Source organism: Helicobacter turcicus, from assembly GCF_019711685.1.
In the GTDB taxonomy this organism is placed as follows: Bacteria; Campylobacterota; Campylobacteria; order Campylobacterales; family Helicobacteraceae; genus Helicobacter_D; species Helicobacter_D turcicus.
Genome location: NZ_JAIGYQ010000005.1, coordinates 129,705 through 152,176, shown reverse-complemented (window position 1 = coordinate 152,176; position 22,472 = coordinate 129,705). Strand labels below are relative to the sequence as shown.

The following is a 22,472-nucleotide window of genomic DNA, read 5'->3' as shown; positions in this document are numbered from 1 at the left end:
ATAACTAGAATCTTTAAGGCTCTTAATGAAAGATTCTTACTTTATAAAGTCAAAGCCTTGTTTTTACTTCTTAAAAAGCAAAGTATTAACTAAAGGTAAAACGATGCAAACAAAAGAACTTTTAGAAATCCCTATTATTGCAAGATTTAGCAAACGTCTATATGTGCAAAAGTGGCAAGGAGCTAGAGTGCAAAACCCTTAAATGAAAAATAGGGGGAGTGAGGGTTTAAGATTCCTATTGTGCTATGTTTTCTAAAACAAATCTCGCTCGTTCGCGCCTTAGAAACTCCGCTATATCTATGCAGTTAATCCCTAAGTTTTCGCAAATATTTGGAATCTTTATTGTATTTTAGCATTATTGCCACTTTTGGCTTCGTGCGTTACGATAGTGTAGGATTCTTGATAAGCAAGTGCTACAAGAAAATAATCTGCTCCATTAGAAAAGTTCTTTATCGCTAGTGGTGTGTATTGCATTGTTTGTAAAGTTTTTGAAACTTTGGCATAGGATTCTAGGCTAATGCTTTCTATGGGCAAGAAAAACTTCTTATTTTTTAATTGTTCCTTGAAATCTTGCAAATTAGAATCATTAGGAGTCATTTCATCATAAACTTTGCTAATGGACTTAATGGAATCTCTTTGAGAACATTTTTTTAAAAACTCCCAGAATCCCGGGCAAATATCAAAGGCGTAAAATCTGTAGGCAGATTCTATAAAAATATTTGTATCAATCAAATATTTACTCATTGGATTACCTTTAATGCTTTGGCAAGTCTATCAAATTTATCAAGTTTGATATTAAGCAGATTGAGTGCCTCTTTATAAGTTTCATAACCATTAAGCGTATCAATCACCACACTTTTAGCAAAATTCTTACTATTAGAAGCAATCACATTAGAGTAATAACTACCCCCTCTAGAATTTTTATTTTTTAAAAATTGTTCTAGCTCTGTATTTTTAAAATCCTCGTATTTTTCATAATCTATTAATTTAAGCAAAAGTGCTTTGGTGGCAAGTGCTAGAGGGCTTGCCATTTCAAAATCATTATTATTTTTTAATCTTTCAATGTTTCTTTGGATGGAATCTTGTTTGTTCCATCGCGACTTAAAAGTTGGTGTTGGCATTAGAATCTCTCCTGCAATATTATTGCAACGATATTCTACTTCTAGCTCAAAATCATAAGAGCTAACGCCACTATGTTTTAGCAAAATGTGTGCTAATTCGTGCAAAAGGGTAAAAATCTTTCCATTTTCACTTGTATCTTTGGCGTTTATAAACACAAGGGGTGCGTATGCATCATAAATAGCATAGCCTCTACATTCATTAAAAGTAATAGCTTTATGTGTATTGCCTTGAATAACGCTACTTTGCTGCACGATAATATTATGTTGTTCTGCATTGTTTTTAAGAAAATTAAGCCTTTGTCCTTTTGGGTGATTTTTTGCCTCATCAAATCGCGTAATCTGCTTGATAGTTTGGATAATGTCTTTATCAAAAGTCAAATTTTGATTTGCTAAAAACTTGCTATGCCCATTTCTAATAAGATGATTTCTAAACCATTCTTGCTTTTTCTTGCTTGAGGCAATGCAAGATTCAAGATTTTGGCTAAATTCTGCGCTATTTTTTCTAAAATCTGGCAAAGATTCTTCTGCTTGTGGTATCTCGTCTAAAAAGAGATAAGCAAAAGGAATATTAAAAGTATTTGCAAGTTTTATAAGCTTTTCTGTGGTAGTTTCAAAAGTTTTAGAGGCTTGATTGATAAAATTTTTAAATTCTTGTGCTTTTCTTTTGCCAAAAATTCTTACAATATCATTTTCTTGGTATGGAATGCTTCGTATAACCTTGCTATTTCCACTATCCAAAACCACAGCATTTCCTCTTAAATCTCTTTACTTTAATAAATATTATATCTTAACTTAAACTAAATTTGCATTAATGTGTGTCCCATATTATCTAGCTTTTGCTATAATTTCTTAACAAAATGTGAAATCCTAAATGCACAAGATTAAAGCAAGATAGAAAGATGTTTTTAAGAATGTTAGAATCTGCAAAAAATACAAACGAAAAAGAACTTATTGCTTTTTTAGAAGAAGTATTGGAAGTGTATGAAAAACACAATATCAATGGACACATTGTGTGGAAAAAATAGTTTTAAAAAAACTAACCGCGTGGTGCAAATAAAAAGCAACCTCACAGCAAGTAGATTAGAGTAGGAACAGATAAGCATATTTTAAAAAAAATGATAATATTTTCAAAAATTGCGTATAAAGGAGTAAAAATGACTTACAAAGAAATGATTAGTGAAGTTTTAAGACAAGCAAAACAGCCTTTAAGCAGTGAGCAAATTTGGTCACAAGCTTGTGAGCTTGGGTTTGATAAAGAACTTTCAAGTATAGGAAAGGCACCTCTTATCACTACTAGAACTCGGATTTACAGAGACATTAGGGAAGGGGGCAAAGAGAGTCAATTTATCTTTGCTTCTAGAAAACCTACCACTTTTTGGCTGAAAACTAGAGCAGGTGAATTAGGAAGTTTAAATCTTGATGATGCGGACGTTAAAACTAAACAAAAAAATCAATTTCACGAAAGAGATTTGCATCCTTTGCTTGTAAAATTTCTCTATGAAAATTCTAATTTTAATCTCCAATGCAAAACCATTTATCACGAAAAAAGCAAAAAAGATACAAATGGTAAAGACAAATGGAATTATCCTGATATAGTTGGGGTATATTTTCCTTATGGGGACTATAAAGAAGAAACCTTAAATCTTTTGCATAATATTAAGCAAAGCCATTATAAGTTCTTTTCTTTTGAGCTTAAAATTAGCCTTGATTTTTCAAATTTAAAAGAAAGTTACTTTCAAGCTGTGAGTAATTCAAGCTGGGCTAATGAAGGCTATTTGGTTGTTTTTAAAGAAATTGATGATGAAGTTTTAGGCGAATTAAGACGTCTTAATCAAAGCTTTGGCATAGGCGTGATAAAGCTTGAAAGTGATGTTCAAAGTTCTAGAATTTTACTAAGTTCTAGGCAAAAAGAGCTTGACATATCGACTTTGGATATGCTTCTTGATAAGAATGCTGATTTTAAAAATTTTATTTGCGATGTTAATAAACAAATTAAAGCTGGTGTGGGTATAGAAATTAAAGCAGATTTTGATAAAGTTTTAGATGATGATGGTATGCAAAAATATCTCAAAGAAAAGCATATTGAGGAATAAATTAGTAATAGACATAGCTTTATGCAAAACCTTACAACAGATAGAATCCTAGCTCAAGCCGAGCTTGTGGCAAGCAATCTTGTATAGTGGTATTTTATGGTATAGTTTCATTTTGACACTAAAAGGAGGGATTAATGTTTTGGGAACAAGGCTATCAGTCGTTTGCTTTTCTTATCTATTTTCTCTCTATCTCCCAGCTCTAATTTCTTCTTATCTTAGTGTAGATTCTAGAATGCACACTCTATAAATTGGTTTTTAAAAATTATTGTGTAAATAAAGGAAAATAATGAAACAACTCAAACTTACCCCAAATCTTGCGTGGGGATTGGTGCTTTTTGGTGGAATTATAGAATGCTTTTGGGCAAGTGGGCTAAAGTATGCGGATAATCTCTTTTTCTATACGCTTACAGGCATTGGGATTCTCATCTCATTTTTTGCGATGATTGTAGCTGTTAGAGTGCTAGAAGTTGGTATCGCATACAGCGTATTTGTAGGCATTGGAACAGCGGGCATTACAATCGCAGAGATTCTTATCTTTGGTGAGGAATTTTCTCTGCTTAAGGTTCTTTTTATTGTGCTCTTGCTTATTGGTGTGATGGGATTGAAACTCTCTAGCAAAGAGGTGCAATCTCAAGAAGAAAAACTCGCGGGAGACATTTCGCAGAATCTAGGGCTTGATGAAATCGTGGAAGTAGGAGAGCGCAAATGAGCTGGGTGTATTTATTGTTTGCGGGGTGTATGGAAATAGTAGGCGTAATTGCGATGAAAAAATACAACCTCACAGGGCGGAAAATCTTTTTGTTTGGCATTTTTGTGCAGTTTGTGCTAAGTCTTGCTTTGCTTTCTCTTGCGATGAAAGGAATTGCTATGGCGACAGCTTATGCGATATGGACGGGTATCGGCGCAGCTGGTGGCGTGTTTGTGGGGATAGTGTTTTTCAAAGAGGACAAAAGTATAAAAAAGCTCTTTTTTATCACGCTTATCATCGCTTCTGCTGTGGGACTTAAGGCATTGTCGTAGATTACTTAGAATCTATGGGCTTACTTGGAGCATACTAAAGAGAGAATGAGAGAATCTATTGAAAGCTCCAAGTTTCAAGTGCGCATTTTTCTATTTGTTCATGTCTTGCGTTTTGCTTTACTAGAGGTAAAAATAACCTTTTGTGCTACAATATCCTACAAAATGGTTTTATGAGGTGGATTTTTCTTATTGCTTGTAGGATTTAAAAGAAAACAAACTTTTAGATTCCTTATTTGATTTGACTTAACACAGCCTTAGCGCAAGCGTGCGCACTTGCCCAAGCAAAGGCTAGGTTGTAGCCACCGCGATTGCCTACAATATCTAGCATTTCGCCAATAATATAGAGATTTTTATAATTTTTGGATTCCATTGTATTTGGATGGATTTCTTTCCCGCTTACACCGCCGCCACAAACTTCTGCGCTCTCAAAGTCCTTTAATCGGGGATTTTCGCAGAGAAAGTTTTTAAGAGTAAAAATGAATTGTTTTAGATGTTTTGTGTTGTTTGGATTTGGGTGTAAATGTGTTACAAATGCTTTAGCAATTTTTGGGTGCAAAAAACCACAAAGCAGCGTCTCTATGGAGATTTTTGGTTGATGTTTGAGTGTGTTTTGGAGTGCGTTTTCTAGAGTTTTTGACGTGAGATTTGGCAAAAAATCAAGAAATAGTGTGAAATTTTTTTGTGTTTGCATAAAGCTAGAAATGTCAAGTACACCAAAGCCAGAGATTCCATAGTCTGTAAAAAGCACATCATCTAAAGTTTCTGCTAGGATTTGTTCATTCTTCTTTAGTGTGAGTTTGGCTTTAATTTTAATGCCACTTAAGGAGGAAATAAGCGTGGAATCTAGGCGGATTGGCACAAGAGAAGGGTAGGAGGGATAGAGCTTTAAGCCTAGATTTTGTGCAAATTTTTCTCCTTTGTCGCTACCGCCTAGTTTTGGGGCAGCTTGGCTTCCACAAGCTAGGATTAGGATGTCAAAGCAAGTAGAGTTATTTTGACTTTGGAGTAAAAAACTAGAATCTTTTGGTGTGATAGCGGTGATTTCGGTATTTAGGGCGATTTGTAAATTTGGGTTAGTATTTAGAGTGTGCGTGAAAATCTCTAAAATTGATTTTGCAGAATTAGCAAGGGGATATACTCTGCCATCCTCCTTTGATTCAAGTAGTAGCCCTAGATTTTGGCAAGTCTTTGCAAAGGCAATAAATGGGTAATTTTGTAAGATGTGTTGTAAGTCTTTTTGGCGAAAGCTTGCACTTTGAAAATGGGTGGAATCTGTGTGAATGTTGTGAATGTTGCAACGTCCATTACCAGTTGCTAGGAGTTTTTTACCTAGTATTTTATTTTTTTCAAAAAGCACAACGGGAATGTTATGCAAGGAGAGCAGAACCGCACAAAAGATTCCGCTTGCTCCTCCACCGATGATTGCGACTTTTTGCATTGTATTCCTTGTGCGCTAGGGGTTGGAATTTTTACTTAGGATTATTTTATATGGAATCCATTTTGGATTCTAATTTAAATTTCTTTAAACGTTTTGGAAGCTCCCGTAATTCATTAGCTTATTAAAGCGCTTATTTAGATAATCTATATCTTGGCGGATTGAATCTAGGGATTCTATAAAGTAGGCTTTGATTGCCTCTGCTGCACCCTCTTTATCTCTATGCGCTCCAATGCCCGGTTCTGTGATAATTGCATCAATTAATTTGGCTTCTTTTAAATCTTCTGGAGTAATTTTTAATGCCTGTGTGGCGCTCTCAATTTTTGCTGGGTCATTCCATAAAATTGCTGCGCAACCCTCTGGAGAGATAACGCTAAAGACGGAATACTGCATCATAGCCAGTCTATCTGCTACACCAATGGCAAGAGCACCACCACTTCCACCCTCGCCAATAACAATAGAAATGGTTGGAATCTTAAGGGTGCTAAACTCTTGCAAGTTTTTTGCAATTGCTTCGCTTTGTCCGCGCTCTTCTGCACCAATTCCAGGATACGCACCCGGAGTATCAATAAACATTAGAAGCGGAATTCTAAACTTCTCTGCCATTTTTGCTACGCGTAATGCTTTACGATAGCCCTCTGGATTTGGCATTCCAAAGTTACGATAAAGTTTATTTTTTGTTCCTCTACCTTTTTCTTCGCCGATGACCATTACTTTTTCACCTGCAATTTTTCCAAGATAGCAAACAATAGAGTGGTCGTCACTAAAATGTCTATCTCCATGAATCTCTAGGGGTTCTTCTAAAAGCAAGGTAATGTAATCTAGTGCATAAGGGCGGTCTGGGTGTCTTGCGAGTTGCAATTTTTGATAGTCAGAGAGATTAGAATAAACTTTTGCAACCTCTTTGTCTAAGTCTTTTTGTAGAATTTCAATTGCATGTGCGTCATTTTTTAATTTTGCTGTTGCAATGTTTTCTTGAATATTTTTGATTTTCATTTCAAAATCTAAATAAGTTGCCACGATTTACACTCTTTTGAAAATTACAACACCATTAGTTCCGCCAAAACCAAAGGAATTGCTCATAACTGCATTGATTTTTGCTTCTCTTGCGGTGTTTGGGATATAGTCTAAATCACATTCTGGGTCTTTTTGGATTTGGTTGATTGTTGGGGGTAGAATCCCATTTTGCATTGCCATAATAGAAATTACTGCTTCAATGCCTCCTGCTGCGCCTAAACAATGTCCGATTTGTCCTTTTGTAGAGCTAACTAGAGGCACATTGCCATTAAATACTTTCTTAAGCGCAAGTGTTTCATAGATATCATTGTATTTTGTGCTAGTTCCATGCGCATTAACATAATCAATTTTTGTGTTTGCCATAGCTAGTGCTGCTCTCATTGCGCGGTATGCACCCTCTCCTTCTGGAGCAGGTGTTGTGATGTGGTTTGCATCACCGCTTTCGCCAAAGCCAACTAGTTCTGCATAGATAGTTGCTCCTCTATTTTTTGCTACCTCATATTCTTCAAGCAATAAAGCTGCCGCACCCTCTCCCATTACAAATCCATTACGTTCATTGTCAAAAGGGCGACTTGCGTGCTGTGGGTCATCGTTTCTATCAGATAGAGCTTTCATTGCCGCAAATCCACCAATTCCTACAGCGCAGATTGCAGATTCTGCAGCGACAACAAGCATTCTATCTGCACAATTTAGCATAATCGTTTTTCCAGCTTCGCTAATGCCATGTGTTCCAGCAGCACAAGCCGTTACGCTTGCTAGATTTGGTCCTTTAATAGAGTAGTCAATAGAAATAAATCCTCCAAGCATATTGACAAGTGCAGATGGGATAAAGAAAGGTGAAATACGTTTTGGTCCGCGTTCAAAATTCACTATGGAATTTTTTTCAATATTTCCTAATCCGCCAATTCCAGAAGCAGAGCTAATTCCAAAACGTTCTTGATTAATGGAATCTTGTAACTTTCCTTCACTATTTAACAAACCGCTATCTTCCATTGCTTCTCTTGCAGCTTTTATTCCTAGTTGAATAAAACGATCTGCTTTTTTGACTTCTTTTGCATCCATGATAGTGTTTGGGTCAAAATCTGTGATTTCAGCAGCAATTTTTACAGGAAATTCTGAAATATCAAAAGAGGAGATTGTTTTAACTCCACATCTTCCGTCTATAATAGCTTTAAAAGAATCTTCTCTGTTTAATCCAAGAGCATTAACCATTCCTAGTCCAGTAACCACTACGCGTCTCATATTTATCCTTGATGATTAAAATAGCAGTATGCCCTAAGGCATACTAAGAGTATAAATTAAGCTTTTGCCTTTTCAATGTAAGCTACAACATCTCCAACGGTTTGGATTTTTTCTGCTTCTTCATCTGGAATTTCAATTTCAAACTTTTCTTCTAATGCCATTACAAGCTCAACAACATCTAAAGAATCTGCGCCTAAATCATCTACAAACTTAGATTCTGGTTTTACTTCGCCCTCATTTACATTAAGTTGCTCAACAACAACTGCCTTTACATCATCAAATATTGCCATTGCAATTTCTCCTTAAAAAATTTCAATAAGACTGTATTCTAGCTAAGTTTTTCTTAAAAAACTTTATGTGTTACATATAGAGTCCGCCATTTACTTTTAAGACTTCTCCAGTAATGTAGTTTGCGCTATTTGAGAGTAGAAACGCAACTGCACCTGCAACTTCTTCGCCTTTTCCAAAGCGTCCTAATGGGATATTTTGTGCATAAGATTCTTTGACTTCATCTTTTAAACTTTTTGTCATATCACTTTCAATAAAACCGGGAGTTACGCAGTTAAAGCGGATTCCTTTACTGCCACCTTCTCTAGCAAAAGATTTTGTCATCGCAATCATACCACCTTTGCTTGCGGCATAATTACATTGCCCTATGTTTCCAATTTCTCCGATAACAGAAGCGATATTTACCACCGCTCCATAGCCTTGTTTGCGCATAATTTTTAGTGCTTCACGGCAACCAATGAAACTTGAAGTAAGATTTGCATTGAGAATGGAAGTGAAATCCTCTGTTTTCATACGCATTGAGAGTTTATCATTTGTAATTCCAGCATTATTAACTAGAAATGCTAACTCACCATCACTGCTAATAATAGCATTTAATCCCGCAAGAAAAGCTTCTTCATCTGTTGCATCAAAACTTATTACAGCCGCATAACCACCATTTGCTTCTATTTCTGCTTTTAGAGTGTCGGCAAGCTCGGGCTTAGAGCGGTAGTTTATCCATACTTTTAAGCCCTCTTTTGCTAATACTTTAGCAATTTCTGCACCAATGCCTTTAGAGGCGCCTGTGATTAAAACATTTTTTCCGCAAAATTTCATAATATCCCTTTGTTGCTACATAAAAGCATAATTATACTAAAAATTTAAGTAATAGTGTAAGTGATGTGTGTTTGGGTGATGTTGTCTTTGTGTGTTGTGTTTCTATCTTCTAAAATTAGTCCCGTGATGTTTTTATCAAGGAATGTTTTTAGGCTTAAAATTTCGTATTTTGCGCAGGTTTGCAAAAGAATTCCGCGGTAGAATTTTGCGTAATGGCTCAAAATTTTGCCATTTTTTATAAAATTTGGCACTAAAATGTGAATATTTTTATGTTTTAAAAAGTTTGGAATCTTATTTAAAGGGAAGCATTTTTGATAAAAACCTGCGCGTAAGTCCAAAAATTCTAGCGATTCTGTGTTTATATCGTCTAAAAATGTCCAAATTTTATTGTGATTTTGTGCATAGAGATTCTTTGTGGAAAATGCAATGTTGTTATGGTTAAAGCCCTCGCCCTGTTTTAAATCGTAATAAGGAATTTTATCTGTTGTTCTAAGTACTCCAAAAAGATTAGAAAAAATTAAGAGATGTTCAGAGAGGTAGCCTTTAGCATTTTCATCTAAATTTGTGTAATTTAGGGCATTAAAAGCTACACCAATGTAGCGTTCAATGGAATCTATAAGGGGTGCATTAATAAGATTTTGGGCTAAGGAAAGTGCATCAAGGCTTATGGTTTTTGTCCCGAAGAGTTTTTGGAGTTCTGTATCACTTGCGTGTTGCAAAAATTGTGTGTAGGATTCTAAGATTTTTTGTAGATTCTCACAAATAAAATTTTTATAAAATGTTGCATTAGAGGTTTTTATAGAATTTTGGTGCATTAAGCACTTTTTCTCACTAGGTGAAAATAAAATCCACATTTCTATCCTTTAAAATAAAATGTTATAACCTAGATAAACACCAAGAGTTGAAGTTTCGCTAAGATCTAAATTTGCAGAACTTGGATTGCCATTTAATGCTATGTTGCTACCTTTTTCACCAAAGTTTAAACGTCTTGCTTGTATGCCAAATTCTAGCTCACTATTGCTAAATGTGCGGATAAGCCCACCTTTGATACCATAGGTTAAGCCTGTATAAGAAAGTTTTTCAAGCGCACTATCATTAACTACAAAGCTACCGCTATCAAATTTTCCTAGTGCAAGCCCCGCATTAACGCCTAAAAGCAAGCGCCAATTGCGACTATTTGGAAGTTGTGGGGTAAAGGCATAGCCAAGCATCAAGAGCTGATAAGAGAATCCATTTTGTTTTAAGTGGTGCTCAAAGTTTGCTAGGATTCTGTTATTAGAATTTAGCAAATAGCCAAACTGGATTCCAACTCCAAGCTGCTTCTCACTTAAACTATGGTTTTGCGTTTCAAAACCGCTAATGCTAAGCGTGGCATCAGATTTTGCCTTGTTATAAGTGCCATAAACTCCTAGTAAGCGCTTTTTACGTTCTGTGTAAAGAGGGTGTTCATCATTTTGTGAATGGTAAGGATTTGGGCTGCTAGGTTGCCATGCAAAGGTTATGGTAGAGAGAAAAATAAAAAGTAAAAATGCCTGTAAAAATATTTTGAAAAATCGTTGCATAATCGTCCTTTTCACTTGTTTTTTAAAGTGATAGCAAAAAGGATTCCAACTTTTATACAGAAATGTCTAAATGCGCAATTGTGCCATCGTCGTTAGCTTGAATAGTATTTTGTGATTCCTTTAGAGTGGAATCTTGTTCTTTTTGTTCTTCGTGCTTTTCTTCTTCATCTTTTTCTTGTTTGCCATTCCCTTCTCTTTCGTCTTTAACCTCTAGTGTTTCCTCAGTTGGTCGCACTTCTTGGATTTCTTCTTGATTGTCTTGCAAGTTTTGGAGATTGACCATAGACTGAAAATCAAGTTTAACTTGCGTGTTAGCTTGTTGCATTGAGCCAACTTGGGCATTTTGGTTGATATAGGTCATATTGCCAACAGGAGTCACAGCCATTTTTTAGTCCTTTTTTAGCTGGAGCGTTTGCTCTTTTGCATACAAGACATTTGCACCTTGTGTGATTTTTACAAATTTGCGCCTTGTGTAATCTACATTGTAATTTCCGCTAAAACTTTTTGTAAATCCGATTAAAATTTTTGCGGCTTTATATAGGATTATATCGGAAATTTTTGATTTTCCACAATGGATAATGCAATGTGAGCTTGGAATGTCGCGGATATGCATCCAAATATCTTCCGCACGTGCTTCCTTTAAGAGTGCAATATTTTCGCGCTCACTTTTGCCAATGGAGACTTTAATACTTTCAATAAAAAAGCTCTCAAACTGCTTGTTTTTATGCTTATGTTTAGAATCTTTGGGAATGGAATCCTTTTGAAAATTGGAGTTTAAAATCTGTAAATCGTTATAATTTGTTACATTTTGTATCATTTTGAGTAAATTTTCATAAAAGGCGAGTTTTTCATTTAAGTTTTGAGCTTGTAAGTGAATGTTTTTTGCTTTTTTGGTAAGTTTTTTGGAATTTTCAAAGAAAATTTGTGCTGCATGGCTTAGAGAGTGAGCTTTGTTGGGAAGTGTAATAAGAATGGAATCTAGAGTGATAGAAGCGCCTTTAAAATTTGGGTATAAATAGAGATTTTGCAAAATGAGCTGTCCAAAATGTGCTTCTTGTTTTGCGTTAGATTCTAAGATGTTTTTATCTTCTAGTGTGCTTATAAAATGTTTGATTTGGGCAATTTTTTGTAAAAGTATGGTTGTGGATTTTTGGATTTTTTGTTCTAGCTCTTTGGCTTTTAGGGTTTTGAAATTTTGTGCTAAGACACTAAAAAGTTCGCCCTCATCACGTATTGTTGGTGCTGTTGTTGGCTGTGGTAGAGGTAAAAGGGGTTTTTGGATTTTAACTTCGCGAAAGGATTGCTCTTTTGTGATATGGTGCAACGCATCTAGAACAATATTGTTAGAATCTAGAATTATAAGGTTTGTGTTGCGTCCTGTAAATTCAATTTGTAATGTGATTTGTGAGGTTTTATAACTATTTTGGGTTTGTAGTAAGAGCTGTAAGATTCTGTTGTTGCCATCAAGCTCTGTCTTTAGGATTTGGGCATTAAAGCAGTATTTTTGCAGACTTTGGTCAAAGGGGGCTTGGTAGGTTTTTGACGCAATTAAGGGTTTATCGGTGGTAAAAATTGTGGATTTTCCACGTCTTAAATCAATAAAAAAAAGTGCGCCATTAACATCAAGTTTAAAAAGATTATCCCCGATTCTTCGGATTGCGCGTAGTTTTAAAGGTGGAGTTTGGGTTAGGTAGGTAGCAAATTTTTGCAGTGTGCTTAGATTCATTTTATAAGGTGCTTAATTGTTTAGTGGCAAATTCTAAAGCTTCTTTGGTGATAGAATCCCCACTAATCATTCGCGCAATTTCTTGGATTCTTCCTTGTTTATTAAGTTCTGTTATGGTTGAGCCATTGGGGTGTTTTTGGATTAGAAAATGTGCATCAGCAAGGCTTGGCATATGTGGCTGGTGGGAGATTGCAAAGACTTGATAGGAGGTTGAGAGAGTTTTTAGCACACTTGCAACACCTTGAGATTCCTCTCCGCTTAGGTTTGCATCCACTTCATCTAAGATAATCACAGCTTGGTGATTTGTTTGTGTGCTGTATGTGAGCAATAAGGCAAGGCGGAAGCGGTTAAACTCCCCAGAGCTTAGGTTTTTTAGTGAGGTGTTTAGTGTGATTTCAAGGCTTTGTGCGCCCAAAATATTATAGGATTCGACTTCTAAAAGGGATTTTAGAGCGACTTTAGAGTTTGGCATTTTAAGTGAAGCTAGAGCAGAGTTTAACGTATTTTCAAAATCTTTTAAGTGTTTTTTCCTTGCGTTTGTTAGAGATTCTGCGCTTTCTTTGAGTGCGTTTTTTGCTTGATTGTAAGAAGTTTCTGCATTTTTTAGGATAGAATCTAAATTTTCGTATTTTTGCAATTCCTGCTTTTTGTTTTCCAAGTATTCTAAGGCTTCATCTACTCCACCATATCGGTGTTTTAACGCACTTAGAGCTTCAATGCGGTTTAGAATTTCTTCGGGATTACACATTTCTAGTGCTTCTAAACGTTCGCTTTCTTGTTCGCATAAATTCTCAAGTGAGTTTAGCGCATTAAGAATAGAATCATTCTCTTTGCTTTGGATTAGGTTTAGAAATTGTGAGATTTTGTGGCTTTGATTTAAGATTTCACGCACACTCTGTAAGCTTTCATTAATTTTCTCTTTTTTAGAAATTTCTTTTTTGAGTTCTAAGAGTTCTTCGTATTCACCTTGTTTTGGGTCTAGTGTTTCTAATTTTTGGATTTCAAAGCGCACAAATTCTTTAAGTTCAGCAACTTTTAGTGTCTCTTCTTGTAGGGTCTTTAGGGTATTTTTGGTCTCTGTAAAGCGTAAAAAAGATTCTTTATAGTTTTGCAAAACTTCCTTGTGTTTTGGATTTTTAGAGATTAGAAAATTATCTAGAGCAAAAAATAGATTCTGCTCACTTATGGCATCGTAAGACTTGTTGCTAAGGTGTTTTAAAAAGGGTGTAAAGAGTTCTTGAATTTTCTTTTTTGGGATATTTTGAGCATTTAGAAAATAGCGGATTTTATCTTTTTTGCTAAGGGTTAGAATCACTTCACCCTCATCAATTAAGCCTTCAAATCCTTGTGGGATTCCTTGTAATTCAAACGTTGCTTCAATTAAAGTTGCATTGCAATCCTTTAGCCCAAAAAGGGCTAAAATGGATTCCATAAGCACAGATTTTCCTGCACCGCTTGCACCGCTAAAAACATTAAAATGTGCATTAGGATAAAAGGTTGCTTCCTTAAATGTTAGAGAATCTTTAATATGGATTTTTTGGATACAGAGTTTTTGCATTAATCAAAATCCCCCCAGTGAAATTTCTCTTTTAGAATCTTAAAATAATTCCAATGAGGGCTATGGATAAGGCGCACACCCTCATTTTTAGCATAAATGGTGATTTTTTCGCCGAATTTTAGAGGTTTGCTCTCTTGCCCATCAATGACAATATTGCAACACCCTTGCTCACCTAGTGTAATAGCAATCTCGAAGGAATCTGGCAAAATCAGTGGTCGTTGTGTGAGAGAGTGGGCGCAAATAGGTGTTAAAAGAATGTTTTTAGAAAAGGGATAAACCACAGCTCCACCTGCGCTAATGTTGTAAGCAGTAGAGCCTGTTGGAGTGGCAATAATCAAGCCATCGCCATAATATGCGTTAAAATACTCGCCATCAATATAAGCTTTTAAATGAATCATTCCTGCGTCATTTAAACGTGTTAAAATAATATCATTTAAGGCAAAAAAGCTAGTGTTATTTTGGACTCTTTGGCTTTGCATATTTGTTTTGAGGGATTCATTTTTTTCTGGATTTTCTTTGATGACTTTGCCCTCTAGCATCATATGATGGGCTATGGTGTAACTGCCACTTTTTAGATTTGGTAAAAAGGCTTCTACTTCATTCTTTTGTAAATCAGTGAGGAATCCTAAATTCCCCATATTGATTCCTAAAATCGGCTTTTTATACGCAATGGATCGTCTTGCAGTTGAGATTAGCGTGCCATCACCACCAATTGAGATTAGCACATCAGATTCTGCGCAAAGCTCTTCAAAGTTTAAGCCATGCATTCCAATCATTCCTGCACTAATAGAATCCAAAATTACACGGAATCCTAATTGTGTGGCTTGGGCTTGAAATTCTAAAAAATAGCTCTTAAGCTCTGGTGTAGAGGGGCGCAAAAAAACGCCTAGAGTTTGGATAGTTGAAGTGTTTTGAACTTTGGAGACTTGCATTAATTAATCAACAAAATACGCTTTAATGCTGTAACCACGTTTATTAGCAAGTTGTATGCTTGGACCTTCAAAAATAGTGGCATTTGGAATCTTTGCGTTAATGGAACGTATTGCATTCCAAGCTCTAAAACTTGCTAAACCCTCTTGTTTTAGCTCTGGAGAGAGCCCACGATAAGGATTAGTATCTACAATACCTTGCACTTCAAAGGCAACTACACGTTTGTCGTTTTGTAACTCTTTATCTACTTTTGTAGCAATGGATAACAAGCAGCTCTTTGGAATATCCCATTTGCCAATTTCCATAGAAAAGCATTCTGCAATGATTTGTTGTTTTGGTTTAAGAGTATAGCGCAGTTTTTGCATGGTGTTTTGTTGGGAATTTTGAATTTCTTTCACAGAAGCGTTAAGTCCCTCAAGGGAGTGGGCAAGATTTTCTAGCTCACGCTCTTTTTGGTAAAGCGCATTTTGTAAGCGTCTAATCTCATCATCTTTTGCGTAAGTTGCATTGCTAAAATCTACAACAGAGTCGGAATCCTTGTAATCTAAGGTAGATTCTTGTGCTATTCCTAAGGAATTTTGGGCTTTGCTTAACAAAGCTTGTCCGCTAGGTTGGTTTAAGAAGTAATATCCTCCGCCTAAAATTAATACAATTAGCACAATAACGAGTGCTAAAAGGGGTAGGAAGTTACTACCCTTTGGCTCTTCTAACGTGATTTCTGGAGCGGAATCTACAATTTTAGAATCTGTATTTTGTGAAGTTTGGTCTAGTTTAGGCATTTTTGCTCCTTATGCAACACGTTTGAAGTTGGATTTAATATTTTCATACGCTTCGTTAATGAGGCGGAATTTCTCCGCATAACCATCAATAATTTTTTTATCTTGCCCATAGACATTGTCTGGGTGGTAGGTTTTAGCAAGCTCAATATAACGATTTTTCACACATTCAAAATCATCGTTATAACCACAACCTAAAATTTTATAGCTTTTTTTAAGTAATTTTTCTTCTTTTGTTAGATATTCCTCAAAACATTCAAAAGTGTTATATGTTTTAAAAGTTTCATAATCAAAATCTAAAACGATATTGTGGATAATTTTTTGAGAAAGCATGCTGATTAATTTTTCCCAAAAATAAGGACTAGAAGAATCCAAAAAGATTTCCTGTTTTGTGTAGCTTAGTAAAAAATCTTGAAAAAGTGAGCTTAAATAACGTCTTGCGAGGCGATTTGGGCGACTTAACTTTAGGCAAACTTGAGAATTTCCAAAAGAGCTTTGGATAATTTGTAAAGAGACAATAATATGTTCTAACATTGCACGATTTTCTACCATTTTTATACGAATAGGAAGGTAACTACTATCAATGATGCTTTGAAAATTTGGATTTCCTTTTTTTGCTTCATCTTGCATTGCCACATGGTATGCCCAGTTTAGAAAATAATCTTTTTTATAGCGCTCACCATCATCTAAAATAAGCACAGAGCTTGAGAGGCGATAGGCTTTAGAGAAATGTTTATAGGCAAAATCCACAGCACGTTTTAAAAACTGCGATTCTTTTTCAATGCTGATTTGAATGTATGGCTCTAAGAGCTCTACCTTCATTACTTTCCTTTGTTTCTAAAATTCCTAAATTGCAGCACTTTGGCACTTGCTAAAGGTCTTAAAGCAATTTTAGTTCCACCTTTTAGAGTGTTAGGGTTTGTGCGCGGATTGCCTTTAGATTTTGCGTAATTTTATCAATTTCTTTCTTAAGAGCAAAAGAAGTTTGTGCAATGAGCTGGGTTTTAGATTCTGCAGTTTGCTTACTTTGCTCTAAAAACTGCGCATAAGCTTTGTTTAGAGAATTCATCGGACCAAAAAGTCGGGCTTGGAATTGCTCAAAACAAAAGGCATCGTTGAGTGCTTCACGCACATTTTCAAGCGTGGGATTAAAGAGGGCAAATTCTTCTTGATTTTCTTGATGTTTAGCAATAGCATTTTTAATTCTTAAGTCAAGACGTGTTAAGGTTAAATCAATGGCGTTGTTGTAGTTTAGGGATAAAAAATTGCTAAGAACATTAAGCTCACTATGCAAAAAGGAAGTAGCAACAAGGGCATCTTTATTAAAATCTGCTAAAATGTTTTCATAGCAGTGTTGGGTAAAATGGTATAAATCCTGCAAAGCTTGGCTTTGTGGTGCAATTAAATAGAGTTCTAGGGATTTTGGTGTGAAATCTTGCCATAGGAATATTTTTTGAGAGAGAGTGTTTGTGTTTTGGTGAATGGAATCTACAAATAACTCTAGAAAATTTTTAATTTTTATACTAATTGCTTTGTAATCTTTGACAAGCTGGGTATCTTGGTTTTGTAGTGCGATTTTAATTTTTTCTAAAGGTAGAATCGTAACCTCCTTGACTTGCGCTTTAGATTTCGTCCCTAGCAATGTTTTTGTATCTTTATAGAATATAATGTGTTGCTTCTCTAAAGCATTAAAAATTTTTTGAGCTAGGCTATCAAGCAGAACATCTAAATTTAAATAGAGTGCATTAAAAATTTTTTGCTCTTTTGCCTTAGAAGTAGTGCAACTTTGGACAAATTCAGCATTACTTTGGCGCAAAATCTTTTGGAGATTTTTATAGCTTTGGTTGATTTTGTGATATTGCAAATGCAGATGAATATGCATTTCTTTTAGACGTTTTAGAGCACTATGAGCTTTTGCAAAGCTAGCTTTTGGTTTAATGGTTTGGTTTAAAAACTCAAAAATTAAAGGCATATTAGAATCTTGCATTAAGGCTTCAAAATCCTTTTGATTTGAACATTGGGTATTGATTTTCTCTTGGGTGCTTACATAGAGTTCTTGGAGTTTTTGCAAGGATTCTTTAGGAGAAAGGGCAGACTCTGTGCGTTTTAAAGCAATATCTTGGATGCTGTGGGCTAAACTTAAAAGAGAGGTTTCAAGGAATTTTTCTGTGGTATTTAGACGTGCTTTTAGGGCAAGTTTTGCAGAGATTGGAATCACATTTGCAAAAATCCCATCAAATGCTATTTTTGCGTATTCTACGCTAGTTTGGATTTCAATTTCATTTTTTAAACGATCTTTTTGGTTAAGCACACACAGACTTTTTTGAGCAAAATGTGCACTAAATTCCTTTAAGAGCGCTTTTTCGCTATTTTTTCCTGCATTATCAATAAGTGTTAGCCAAATAATCCCATCTACTTGTTCTAATACCTTTAGTGTGGCATGTGTGTCATCAGAGTTTTGGGAGTTAAAGCCCGGAGTGTCTAGAAAATTTATTTCTTTTAAGAGTAAAATGGGTGCATAAAGGCAGAAGTGGTCAATGTTTTTGGAGTTTTCGCGTGTGAGTTTGTGCAAGAATTCTACATTTTGCAACACTTTTCTGCCGTCTTTATAAAGGATTTCTAAGATATAATCCTCTCCATAACAGATTTTACATACTTTTGAAGTAATAGGAGTAATGCCTGTGGGTAAAATATCTTGCCCTAAAAGTGCATTTAAAAAGGTGCTTTTGCCGCTTGAGAATTGTCCAACAATAGCAATTTGCATGGGTTCAGTGCTTTTTTGTTCTAAGTTTTCAAAAAAACTAAGAGTATAATCGTTTGGATTTAGCGTATTTTGGCAATTTGTGATGAGCTTTTGTGTGGGGTTTTTTTGACTAAATTTTTCTTGCAAAGCTTTGCATTCTTGTATGTAGGATTTAAGCATTTTCTCCCCTTGTGACGTAGTATTGTAGTGTTTGGCATTCTTTAATTTGTGCATTTAAAAATTCTGAAGTTTCCCTTAGGATTTGCTCTCTTTGTTGTTTTTGGGTTGCGTTTATGTGGAGGTTGTTTAAAGCATTTTGCAAAATATTCTCTTTGGATTGTAAATCTAGCTCTAATTGTGTTTGTGCGGAATCTAAGAGGTTTGAAAAATGTGTGATGTATTGACTTTCAACTGCATTGCTTTCACAAACTAGCGCATTAATAAACTCCAAAAATCCTTCTTTAAAGTCTGCTTCAAGAGTATTTTTTAGGGCGTCTTGCTTATTTTTATTGAAAGATTTTGCACTTTTTATCACTTTGTTTAGAATCTTAAGCTTGGTTTTTTGAAGGAGAATCGGATTTAAATGGAGATTGAAATTTTTATTTTGCAAAGTTTCTGCATTAGAGCTTAGTGCAATATTCTCTAAATGTGTTTGGAATTGTAAAGAGAGTTGGGAGATTTTTTTATCCAAACTTTGCGCACTAAAGCGTAAAATTTCGCTTAATAAGTCCTTTAACCCTAAATCAAGCAGATATTCTAAACGTTCATTGGTTGGGATTCTGCCTTTTTCGTATTCATAAATAATATCAGCAAACACACGCTCACTTAAAATACTTTGTGCATTTTGAAGCTTTTGGTTAAGTTGGTTTTGAAGTGTAGTAGAAAAGTCTTTTAATTGCATTTTAGCAGAATCTAACGCATTTTTAGCAGAATCTAACGCATCTTGGCTACGCTCTTTTTCTTGCTTTGCTTTTGTGATTTGCGCTTCTACTTCGTCTGCTTTGGCAAATAATAGGCTTTGTTCTAACGTAATGGAATCTAAAATGCTTTGATGAATACGTTTAAAGCCTTGTGCGCACAGATAAATAATATCCTTTGCTTTTGTGCTGTTTTTGCCTAAAAGTGTTTGGTTAAGATAGGTAATGAGTGCATTAAAGTTAGAATCTTCTAAGCTATAACCTAATTCTTGTGCTTTTTTGGGGTTGCTTTGACAAATGAGTGCTGGATAACTTGCAAGTGCAATAAAATCAAGGCGCGCAAAAAGTAATTCTAAGGTATTGTTTTGGGTATTTTGAGAGTTTTGCAAAGAGGTTTTAATGCTTTCTTTAATACTTTCTTTTGTGTAATTAAGTGCAGCTTCTAGCTCGTTTTTTTCTAGTAAATCCGCGTGAGTTAGTAAAATTAGGATTCTTGATAAATTAGCATTTTGTAAGGTTTGGAGAATAAAATCTCTATCAACTTGTGTGGCACTTTGTGAAGCATTCATAGCATGGATTAGCAAATCGCATTTTGCTAAGTAGCTTTTAGTGATTTCCTCACGTTGGATAATAGGGTCATCAAGTCCTGGAGTATCCACGATTTCTACATTATTTTCAAGAAATTTTAGCGGAGTAAAAAGTGTGGTTTCTTTGATTAAGTTGCAAATCTTGCTTGGGTGGTTTGCAGAAGTGTATTTGGGGAGTTCATCAATGTTAATATTAAGGCTTTGTGTGGAATCTTGCACAAAAGTTTTAAAAGTCTCTTTGAATTCAGGATTATTAAAGAGTGCATTTAACGTGGTTTCATTCATTGTGGATTTTAAATCTTCCCATTCTTGTGTGTTCCAAAAACTCACGCACGCACTAGGAGTTTTAGCATATTTTAGAAGCGTAAGACTTGCTGTTTCTGGAATCGTGGAGCTTCCTAAAATCTCCTTGCCTAAAAGTGCGTTTAAAAGTGTGCTTTTTCCAGAGCTTAAAACACCTGTAACCCCAAGGGAGAAGTGCTGATTTTTTGCTTTTTGCAAAAGCGATTCTAGTGGCAAGAGAATAGGAAGTAGGTGTGCAAAGTCTTTTGTAATACGTTCTTTTAATGTGGTTTGCTGGGAGTGCAATATTTTTAAACTTTCCTCTAAAAAGTCTTCTAAAAGCACTTTTTGGGCTGTAAATGTAGAATCTCTTGGAGAGGTTTCTTTAGGGGGATTGCAAATTTCTGCAATCTTAGTTTCAATGAGCCTATTAAAGTAAGTTTTTATAGAATCTAAAAGCACACTTTTGGTGAGATTTTCGCGCTTTAGGGTTTCAAGATTTATAAGTGTGTCTTTTAAGAGTTCTTGCGTGGCTTTAGGATTAGCAAAAAAGGCTTTTTGTAAGTTTAAAAGTAGAGTATATTGCACTTGCATTATGCCTTTAAAACTTAAGGTCTTGCAGTATTTCTCGCAGAGTTGCTGGAGTGTTTCGCTTTGCCAAAATGTATTAAAGCCTTGTGTGTCTAGACTAAGAAAAATTGCTAAAATTTCACTTGCATTGTTTTGTTCTAAAATATGTAAATTTCCTAGTGGAATTACTTCTTTAAAATATTCTCTAAAATACTCTTGAAAATTCTCTTGCAATTGTTCTTGAAGCACCGCTAATTTTTGTTCCATTTAAACTCCTTTAAAGATTCCGCGATATGCGTAAAACAGCCAAGCACTACCAAATAGAATTCCACTAAGCACAAAGCATAGCACCTCCCAACCAAATGCTTCATAAAGGTAGCTAGGAAGAGTTGTTCCACAAGTCCCCCCTGTGTAGTAAAACGCTAAATAAAGTCCATTTGTAATGCCTTTTTTTTCTTTTTGGATATTGTTGATAAAACCTGAAAGCACAGAATGTGCAATAAACATTCCAATACAAATAACAAAAACTGCAAAAAACATCCACCAAAAGCCCTTAATTAGCATTAAAAGTGGTGCCACTCCAAAAATTATAAAGCCCAAAATAATTGCATTTAGAGCGCCTTTAGCAATTTTTGTGATGTAGCTTGCAAGTAGGGCAGTAATAATGCCAATAATATAGCCTGTGTATAGGAATCCAATTTCAGCACTGGAGATATTTGGGTTAATCGCTTTGATTTCAAAAGGCATTAAATTTAGCGCACCTTGAAAGCAGAATAACACCAAAAAAGCACCCATGTATAGAAGTGCATAGCGTTTGTCTTTTAAAAAATCTATAAATATTTTTGGTGTGATTTTTGCACTATTTAGCTTATCACTTTTTGGAAGATAATAAGACATAAATGCAACACTTAAAGTTGTAACCCCTAAAAGTGCAAAAGTTGTTTGCCACGAAAAAAGAGAAGTAATAAGTCCGCTACCTATACGCGAGAGAGCTCCACCAAACACGGTAGAAGCGACATAAATGCTGATATTTTTTTGGATATTTTTAGAATCTAAACGCGTAAGTGTTGTTAGTGCTGCTGTGAGTGCTGCTGGAATCATCAAGGCTTCTAAAATGCGTAGTATTAAAAAGGTGGTGTAATCTTGGCTAAAGCAGAGCAAACATTGCAAAATTCCAATGTAAGTTAGCGCAGTGGTTAAAATGAGACGCGTGTCAAATTTCTCTAGCAAATATCCATACACAATGGGTGCAAATGCAAGAGCTAGAAGAACAACAGAAGTAAAAAGCGTAACTTGTGCAATAGATATCCCAAAAATTTCTGCAAAAAGCGGATGAATGGGTTGTGTGATATAAATGCTAGAAATTGTAACAATTGCACTTAGCATAACGACAAGCAAGGTATAGTTTTTCAAGCGTTTATTTCCTTTTTGTAATGCGCAATTTTAAGACAAAAAAGTTAAAAATATTGTAAATTATAAGGTAAAAATTATTTTTACATTATTCAATATCTATATCTATGAAATTCAAAAATAAAATTCTATAATTAAGAAGTTATTATGCGTGGGATATTTGTTATCTTAATGGCGTTATTTTTTTTGTATTGAAAAATTGAGGTCTCTAAGCATATAAAGGACATCATTAGAAATTGAGCTTTTTTAAGAGATAACAAAGATTTTGGAAGAGTAAGTTTGCAAGAATTTTAGAGGTTTACAAAAGCAGATAGAAACCCTATCAATCCAAAACATTAAAGAGTGTAGCTGCATGTAAATAATGAGGGGTTGTTTGTAA

The 22,472-nt window shown here is 35.1% G+C and carries 23 protein-coding genes; 4 read left to right on the top strand and 19 right to left on the bottom strand.

Translation table 11 applies throughout. From position 1 onward, the window contains the following. Nucleotides 1-235: 235 nt before the first annotated feature. From K4G57_RS09350 to K4G57_RS05080, 3 genes are read right to left on the bottom strand one after another with little or no spacing between them, the layout of a single operon-like run. Nucleotides 236-310 (bottom strand): hypothetical protein, encoded by a 75-nt coding sequence (locus K4G57_RS09350; protein WP_429913081.1) that lies wholly within the window; start codon nt 308-310, stop codon nt 236-238. A gap of 29 nt (nt 311-339) precedes the next feature. Next, nucleotides 340-744 (bottom strand): DUF4411 family protein, encoded by a 405-nt coding sequence (locus K4G57_RS05085; RefSeq protein WP_221531963.1) that lies wholly within the window; start codon nt 742-744, stop codon nt 340-342. Beyond that, nucleotides 741-1,865, bottom strand: a complete 1,125-nt coding sequence (locus K4G57_RS05080; protein WP_221531964.1) for an ImmA/IrrE family metallo-endopeptidase — start codon at nt 1,863-1,865, stop codon at nt 741-743. The genes K4G57_RS05085 and K4G57_RS05080 overlap by 4 nt, the downstream gene beginning before the upstream one ends. Nucleotides 1,866-2,020: 155 nt before the next feature. Here K4G57_RS05080 and K4G57_RS09245 point away from each other — a divergent pair, with 155 nt between their 5' ends. The 4 genes from K4G57_RS09245 to K4G57_RS05060 all read left to right on the top strand — a co-directional run bounded on the left by K4G57_RS09245 (nt 2,021) and on the right by K4G57_RS05060 (nt 4,234). Further along, on the top strand, nt 2,021-2,146 hold the full coding sequence (locus K4G57_RS09245; RefSeq protein ID WP_283249679.1) for a hypothetical protein: 126 nt from the start codon (nt 2,021-2,023) through the stop codon (nt 2,144-2,146). A 129-nt stretch (nt 2,147-2,275) separates the two neighbouring features. Further along, complete coding sequence (locus K4G57_RS05070) at nt 2,276-3,214, top strand: HTH domain-containing protein (protein WP_221531965.1); 939 nt, start codon at nt 2,276-2,278, stop codon at nt 3,212-3,214. Between the two features lie 286 nt (nt 3,215-3,500). Beyond that, on the top strand, nt 3,501-3,923 hold the full coding sequence (locus tag K4G57_RS05065; RefSeq protein ID WP_221531966.1) for a DMT family transporter: 423 nt from the start codon (nt 3,501-3,503) through the stop codon (nt 3,921-3,923). Further along, nucleotides 3,920-4,234 carry a DMT family transporter gene (locus K4G57_RS05060; RefSeq protein ID WP_221531967.1) on the top strand — a complete coding sequence of 105 codons (315 nt, stop codon included), beginning with the start codon at nt 3,920-3,922 and terminating at the stop codon, nt 4,232-4,234. The genes K4G57_RS05065 and K4G57_RS05060 overlap by 4 nt, the downstream gene beginning before the upstream one ends. Before the next feature lie 229 nt (nt 4,235-4,463). On the opposite strand, the gene K4G57_RS05055 is transcribed toward K4G57_RS05060, so the two are convergent. From K4G57_RS05055 to K4G57_RS04980, 16 genes are all read right to left on the bottom strand, one after another. Further along, nucleotides 4,464-5,672, bottom strand: coding sequence for an aminoacetone oxidase family FAD-binding enzyme (locus K4G57_RS05055; protein WP_221531968.1), 1,209 nt, complete (start codon nt 5,670-5,672; stop codon nt 4,464-4,466). Between the two features lie 84 nt (nt 5,673-5,756). Next, nucleotides 5,757-6,689 (bottom strand): acetyl-CoA carboxylase carboxyl transferase subunit alpha, encoded by a 933-nt coding sequence (gene accA / locus K4G57_RS05050; protein ID WP_221531969.1) that lies wholly within the window; start codon nt 6,687-6,689, stop codon nt 5,757-5,759. Between the two features lie 3 nt (nt 6,690-6,692). Continuing rightward, nucleotides 6,693-7,928: a beta-ketoacyl-ACP synthase II gene (locus tag K4G57_RS05045; RefSeq protein ID WP_221531970.1), complete on the bottom strand. Its 1,236-nt coding sequence runs from the start codon at nt 7,926-7,928 to the stop codon at nt 6,693-6,695. 56 nt (nt 7,929-7,984) lie between these two features. Beyond that, complete coding sequence (gene acpP, locus K4G57_RS05040) at nt 7,985-8,218, bottom strand: acyl carrier protein (RefSeq protein ID WP_006802832.1); 234 nt, start codon at nt 8,216-8,218, stop codon at nt 7,985-7,987. 70 nt (nt 8,219-8,288) lie between these two features. Beyond that, nucleotides 8,289-9,032, bottom strand: coding sequence for a 3-oxoacyl-ACP reductase FabG (fabG, locus tag K4G57_RS05035; RefSeq protein ID WP_221531971.1), 744 nt, complete (start codon nt 9,030-9,032; stop codon nt 8,289-8,291). 44 nt (nt 9,033-9,076) lie between these two features. Further along, nucleotides 9,077-9,886 carry a peroxide stress protein YaaA gene (gene yaaA / locus K4G57_RS05030; protein ID WP_221531972.1) on the bottom strand — a complete coding sequence of 270 codons (810 nt, stop codon included), beginning with the start codon at nt 9,884-9,886 and terminating at the stop codon, nt 9,077-9,079. Between the two features lie 9 nt (nt 9,887-9,895). Then, nucleotides 9,896-10,594 (bottom strand): hypothetical protein, encoded by a 699-nt coding sequence (locus tag K4G57_RS05025; protein WP_221531973.1) that lies wholly within the window; start codon nt 10,592-10,594, stop codon nt 9,896-9,898. Between the two features lie 52 nt (nt 10,595-10,646). Further along, on the bottom strand, nt 10,647-10,979 hold the full coding sequence (locus K4G57_RS05020) for a hypothetical protein (protein WP_221531974.1): 333 nt from the start codon (nt 10,977-10,979) through the stop codon (nt 10,647-10,649). Nucleotides 10,980-10,982: 3 nt separating this feature from the next. After that, the gene (locus tag K4G57_RS05015; protein WP_221531975.1) at nt 10,983-12,320 is read right to left on the bottom strand and encodes an NFACT family protein; all 1,338 of its coding nucleotides are present in this window, start codon (nt 12,318-12,320) and stop codon (nt 10,983-10,985) included. A gap of 1 nt (nt 12,321) precedes the next feature. Then, nucleotides 12,322-13,878 carry a DNA repair protein RecN gene (locus K4G57_RS05010; RefSeq protein ID WP_221531976.1) on the bottom strand — a complete coding sequence of 519 codons (1,557 nt, stop codon included), beginning with the start codon at nt 13,876-13,878 and terminating at the stop codon, nt 12,322-12,324. Next, nucleotides 13,878-14,756, bottom strand: a complete 879-nt coding sequence (locus K4G57_RS05005; protein ID WP_236033219.1) for an NAD(+)/NADH kinase — start codon at nt 14,754-14,756, stop codon at nt 13,878-13,880. The genes K4G57_RS05010 and K4G57_RS05005 overlap by 1 nt, the downstream gene beginning before the upstream one ends. A 57-nt stretch (nt 14,757-14,813) precedes the next feature. Next, complete coding sequence (locus tag K4G57_RS05000) at nt 14,814-15,587, bottom strand: hypothetical protein (protein WP_236033220.1); 774 nt, start codon at nt 15,585-15,587, stop codon at nt 14,814-14,816. Between the two features lie 9 nt (nt 15,588-15,596). Then, on the bottom strand, nt 15,597-16,406 hold the full coding sequence (locus K4G57_RS04995; protein WP_221531978.1) for a J domain-containing protein: 810 nt from the start codon (nt 16,404-16,406) through the stop codon (nt 15,597-15,599). 82 nt (nt 16,407-16,488) lie between these two features. Beyond that, a complete protein-coding gene (locus tag K4G57_RS04990) occupies nt 16,489-18,507 on the bottom strand; it encodes a dynamin family protein (RefSeq protein WP_221531979.1) in 2,019 nt (672 codons plus the stop codon). Continuing rightward, nucleotides 18,500-20,950, bottom strand: coding sequence for a dynamin family protein (locus K4G57_RS04985; RefSeq protein WP_221531980.1), 2,451 nt, complete (start codon nt 20,948-20,950; stop codon nt 18,500-18,502). Before K4G57_RS04985 ends, K4G57_RS04990 begins: the two co-directional genes overlap by 8 nt. Continuing rightward, complete coding sequence (locus K4G57_RS04980) at nt 20,951-22,096, bottom strand: MFS transporter (RefSeq protein ID WP_221531981.1); 1,146 nt, start codon at nt 22,094-22,096, stop codon at nt 20,951-20,953. Nucleotides 22,097-22,472: the final 376 nt, after the last annotated feature.

Coding starts and splice junctions, on each gene's coding strand:
- K4G57_RS05085 (WP_221531963.1), bottom strand. CDS start 744: ATGAGTAAATATTTGATTGATACAAATATTTTTATAGAATCTGCCTAC.
- K4G57_RS09245 (WP_283249679.1), top strand. CDS start 2,021: ATGTTTTTAAGAATGTTAGAATCTGCAAAAAATACAAACGAAAAAGAA.
- K4G57_RS05070 (WP_221531965.1), top strand. CDS start 2,276: ATGACTTACAAAGAAATGATTAGTGAAGTTTTAAGACAAGCAAAACAG.
- K4G57_RS05065 (WP_221531966.1), top strand. CDS start 3,501: ATGAAACAACTCAAACTTACCCCAAATCTTGCGTGGGGATTGGTGCTT.
- K4G57_RS05060 (WP_221531967.1), top strand. CDS start 3,920: ATGAGCTGGGTGTATTTATTGTTTGCGGGGTGTATGGAAATAGTAGGC.
- K4G57_RS05055 (WP_221531968.1), bottom strand. CDS start 5,672: ATGCAAAAAGTCGCAATCATCGGTGGAGGAGCAAGCGGAATCTTTTGT.
- K4G57_RS05045 (WP_221531970.1), bottom strand. CDS start 7,928: ATGAGACGCGTAGTGGTTACTGGACTAGGAATGGTTAATGCTCTTGGA.
- acpP (WP_006802832.1), bottom strand. CDS start 8,218: ATGGCAATATTTGATGATGTAAAGGCAGTTGTTGTTGAGCAACTTAAT.
- fabG (WP_221531971.1), bottom strand. CDS start 9,032: ATGAAATTTTGCGGAAAAAATGTTTTAATCACAGGCGCCTCTAAAGGC.
- yaaA (WP_221531972.1), bottom strand. CDS start 9,886: ATGTGGATTTTATTTTCACCTAGTGAGAAAAAGTGCTTAATGCACCAA.
- K4G57_RS05025 (WP_221531973.1), bottom strand. CDS start 10,594: ATGCAACGATTTTTCAAAATATTTTTACAGGCATTTTTACTTTTTATT.
- K4G57_RS05020 (WP_221531974.1), bottom strand. CDS start 10,979: ATGGCTGTGACTCCTGTTGGCAATATGACCTATATCAACCAAAATGCC.
- K4G57_RS05015 (WP_221531975.1), bottom strand. CDS start 12,320: ATGAATCTAAGCACACTGCAAAAATTTGCTACCTACCTAACCCAAACT.
- K4G57_RS05010 (WP_221531976.1), bottom strand. CDS start 13,878: ATGCAAAAACTCTGTATCCAAAAAATCCATATTAAAGATTCTCTAACA.
- K4G57_RS05000 (WP_236033220.1), bottom strand. CDS start 15,587: ATGCCTAAACTAGACCAAACTTCACAAAATACAGATTCTAAAATTGTA.
- K4G57_RS04995 (WP_221531978.1), bottom strand. CDS start 16,406: ATGAAGGTAGAGCTCTTAGAGCCATACATTCAAATCAGCATTGAAAAA.
- K4G57_RS04990 (WP_221531979.1), bottom strand. CDS start 18,507: ATGCTTAAATCCTACATACAAGAATGCAAAGCTTTGCAAGAAAAATTT.
- K4G57_RS04985 (WP_221531980.1), bottom strand. CDS start 20,950: ATGGAACAAAAATTAGCGGTGCTTCAAGAACAATTGCAAGAGAATTTT.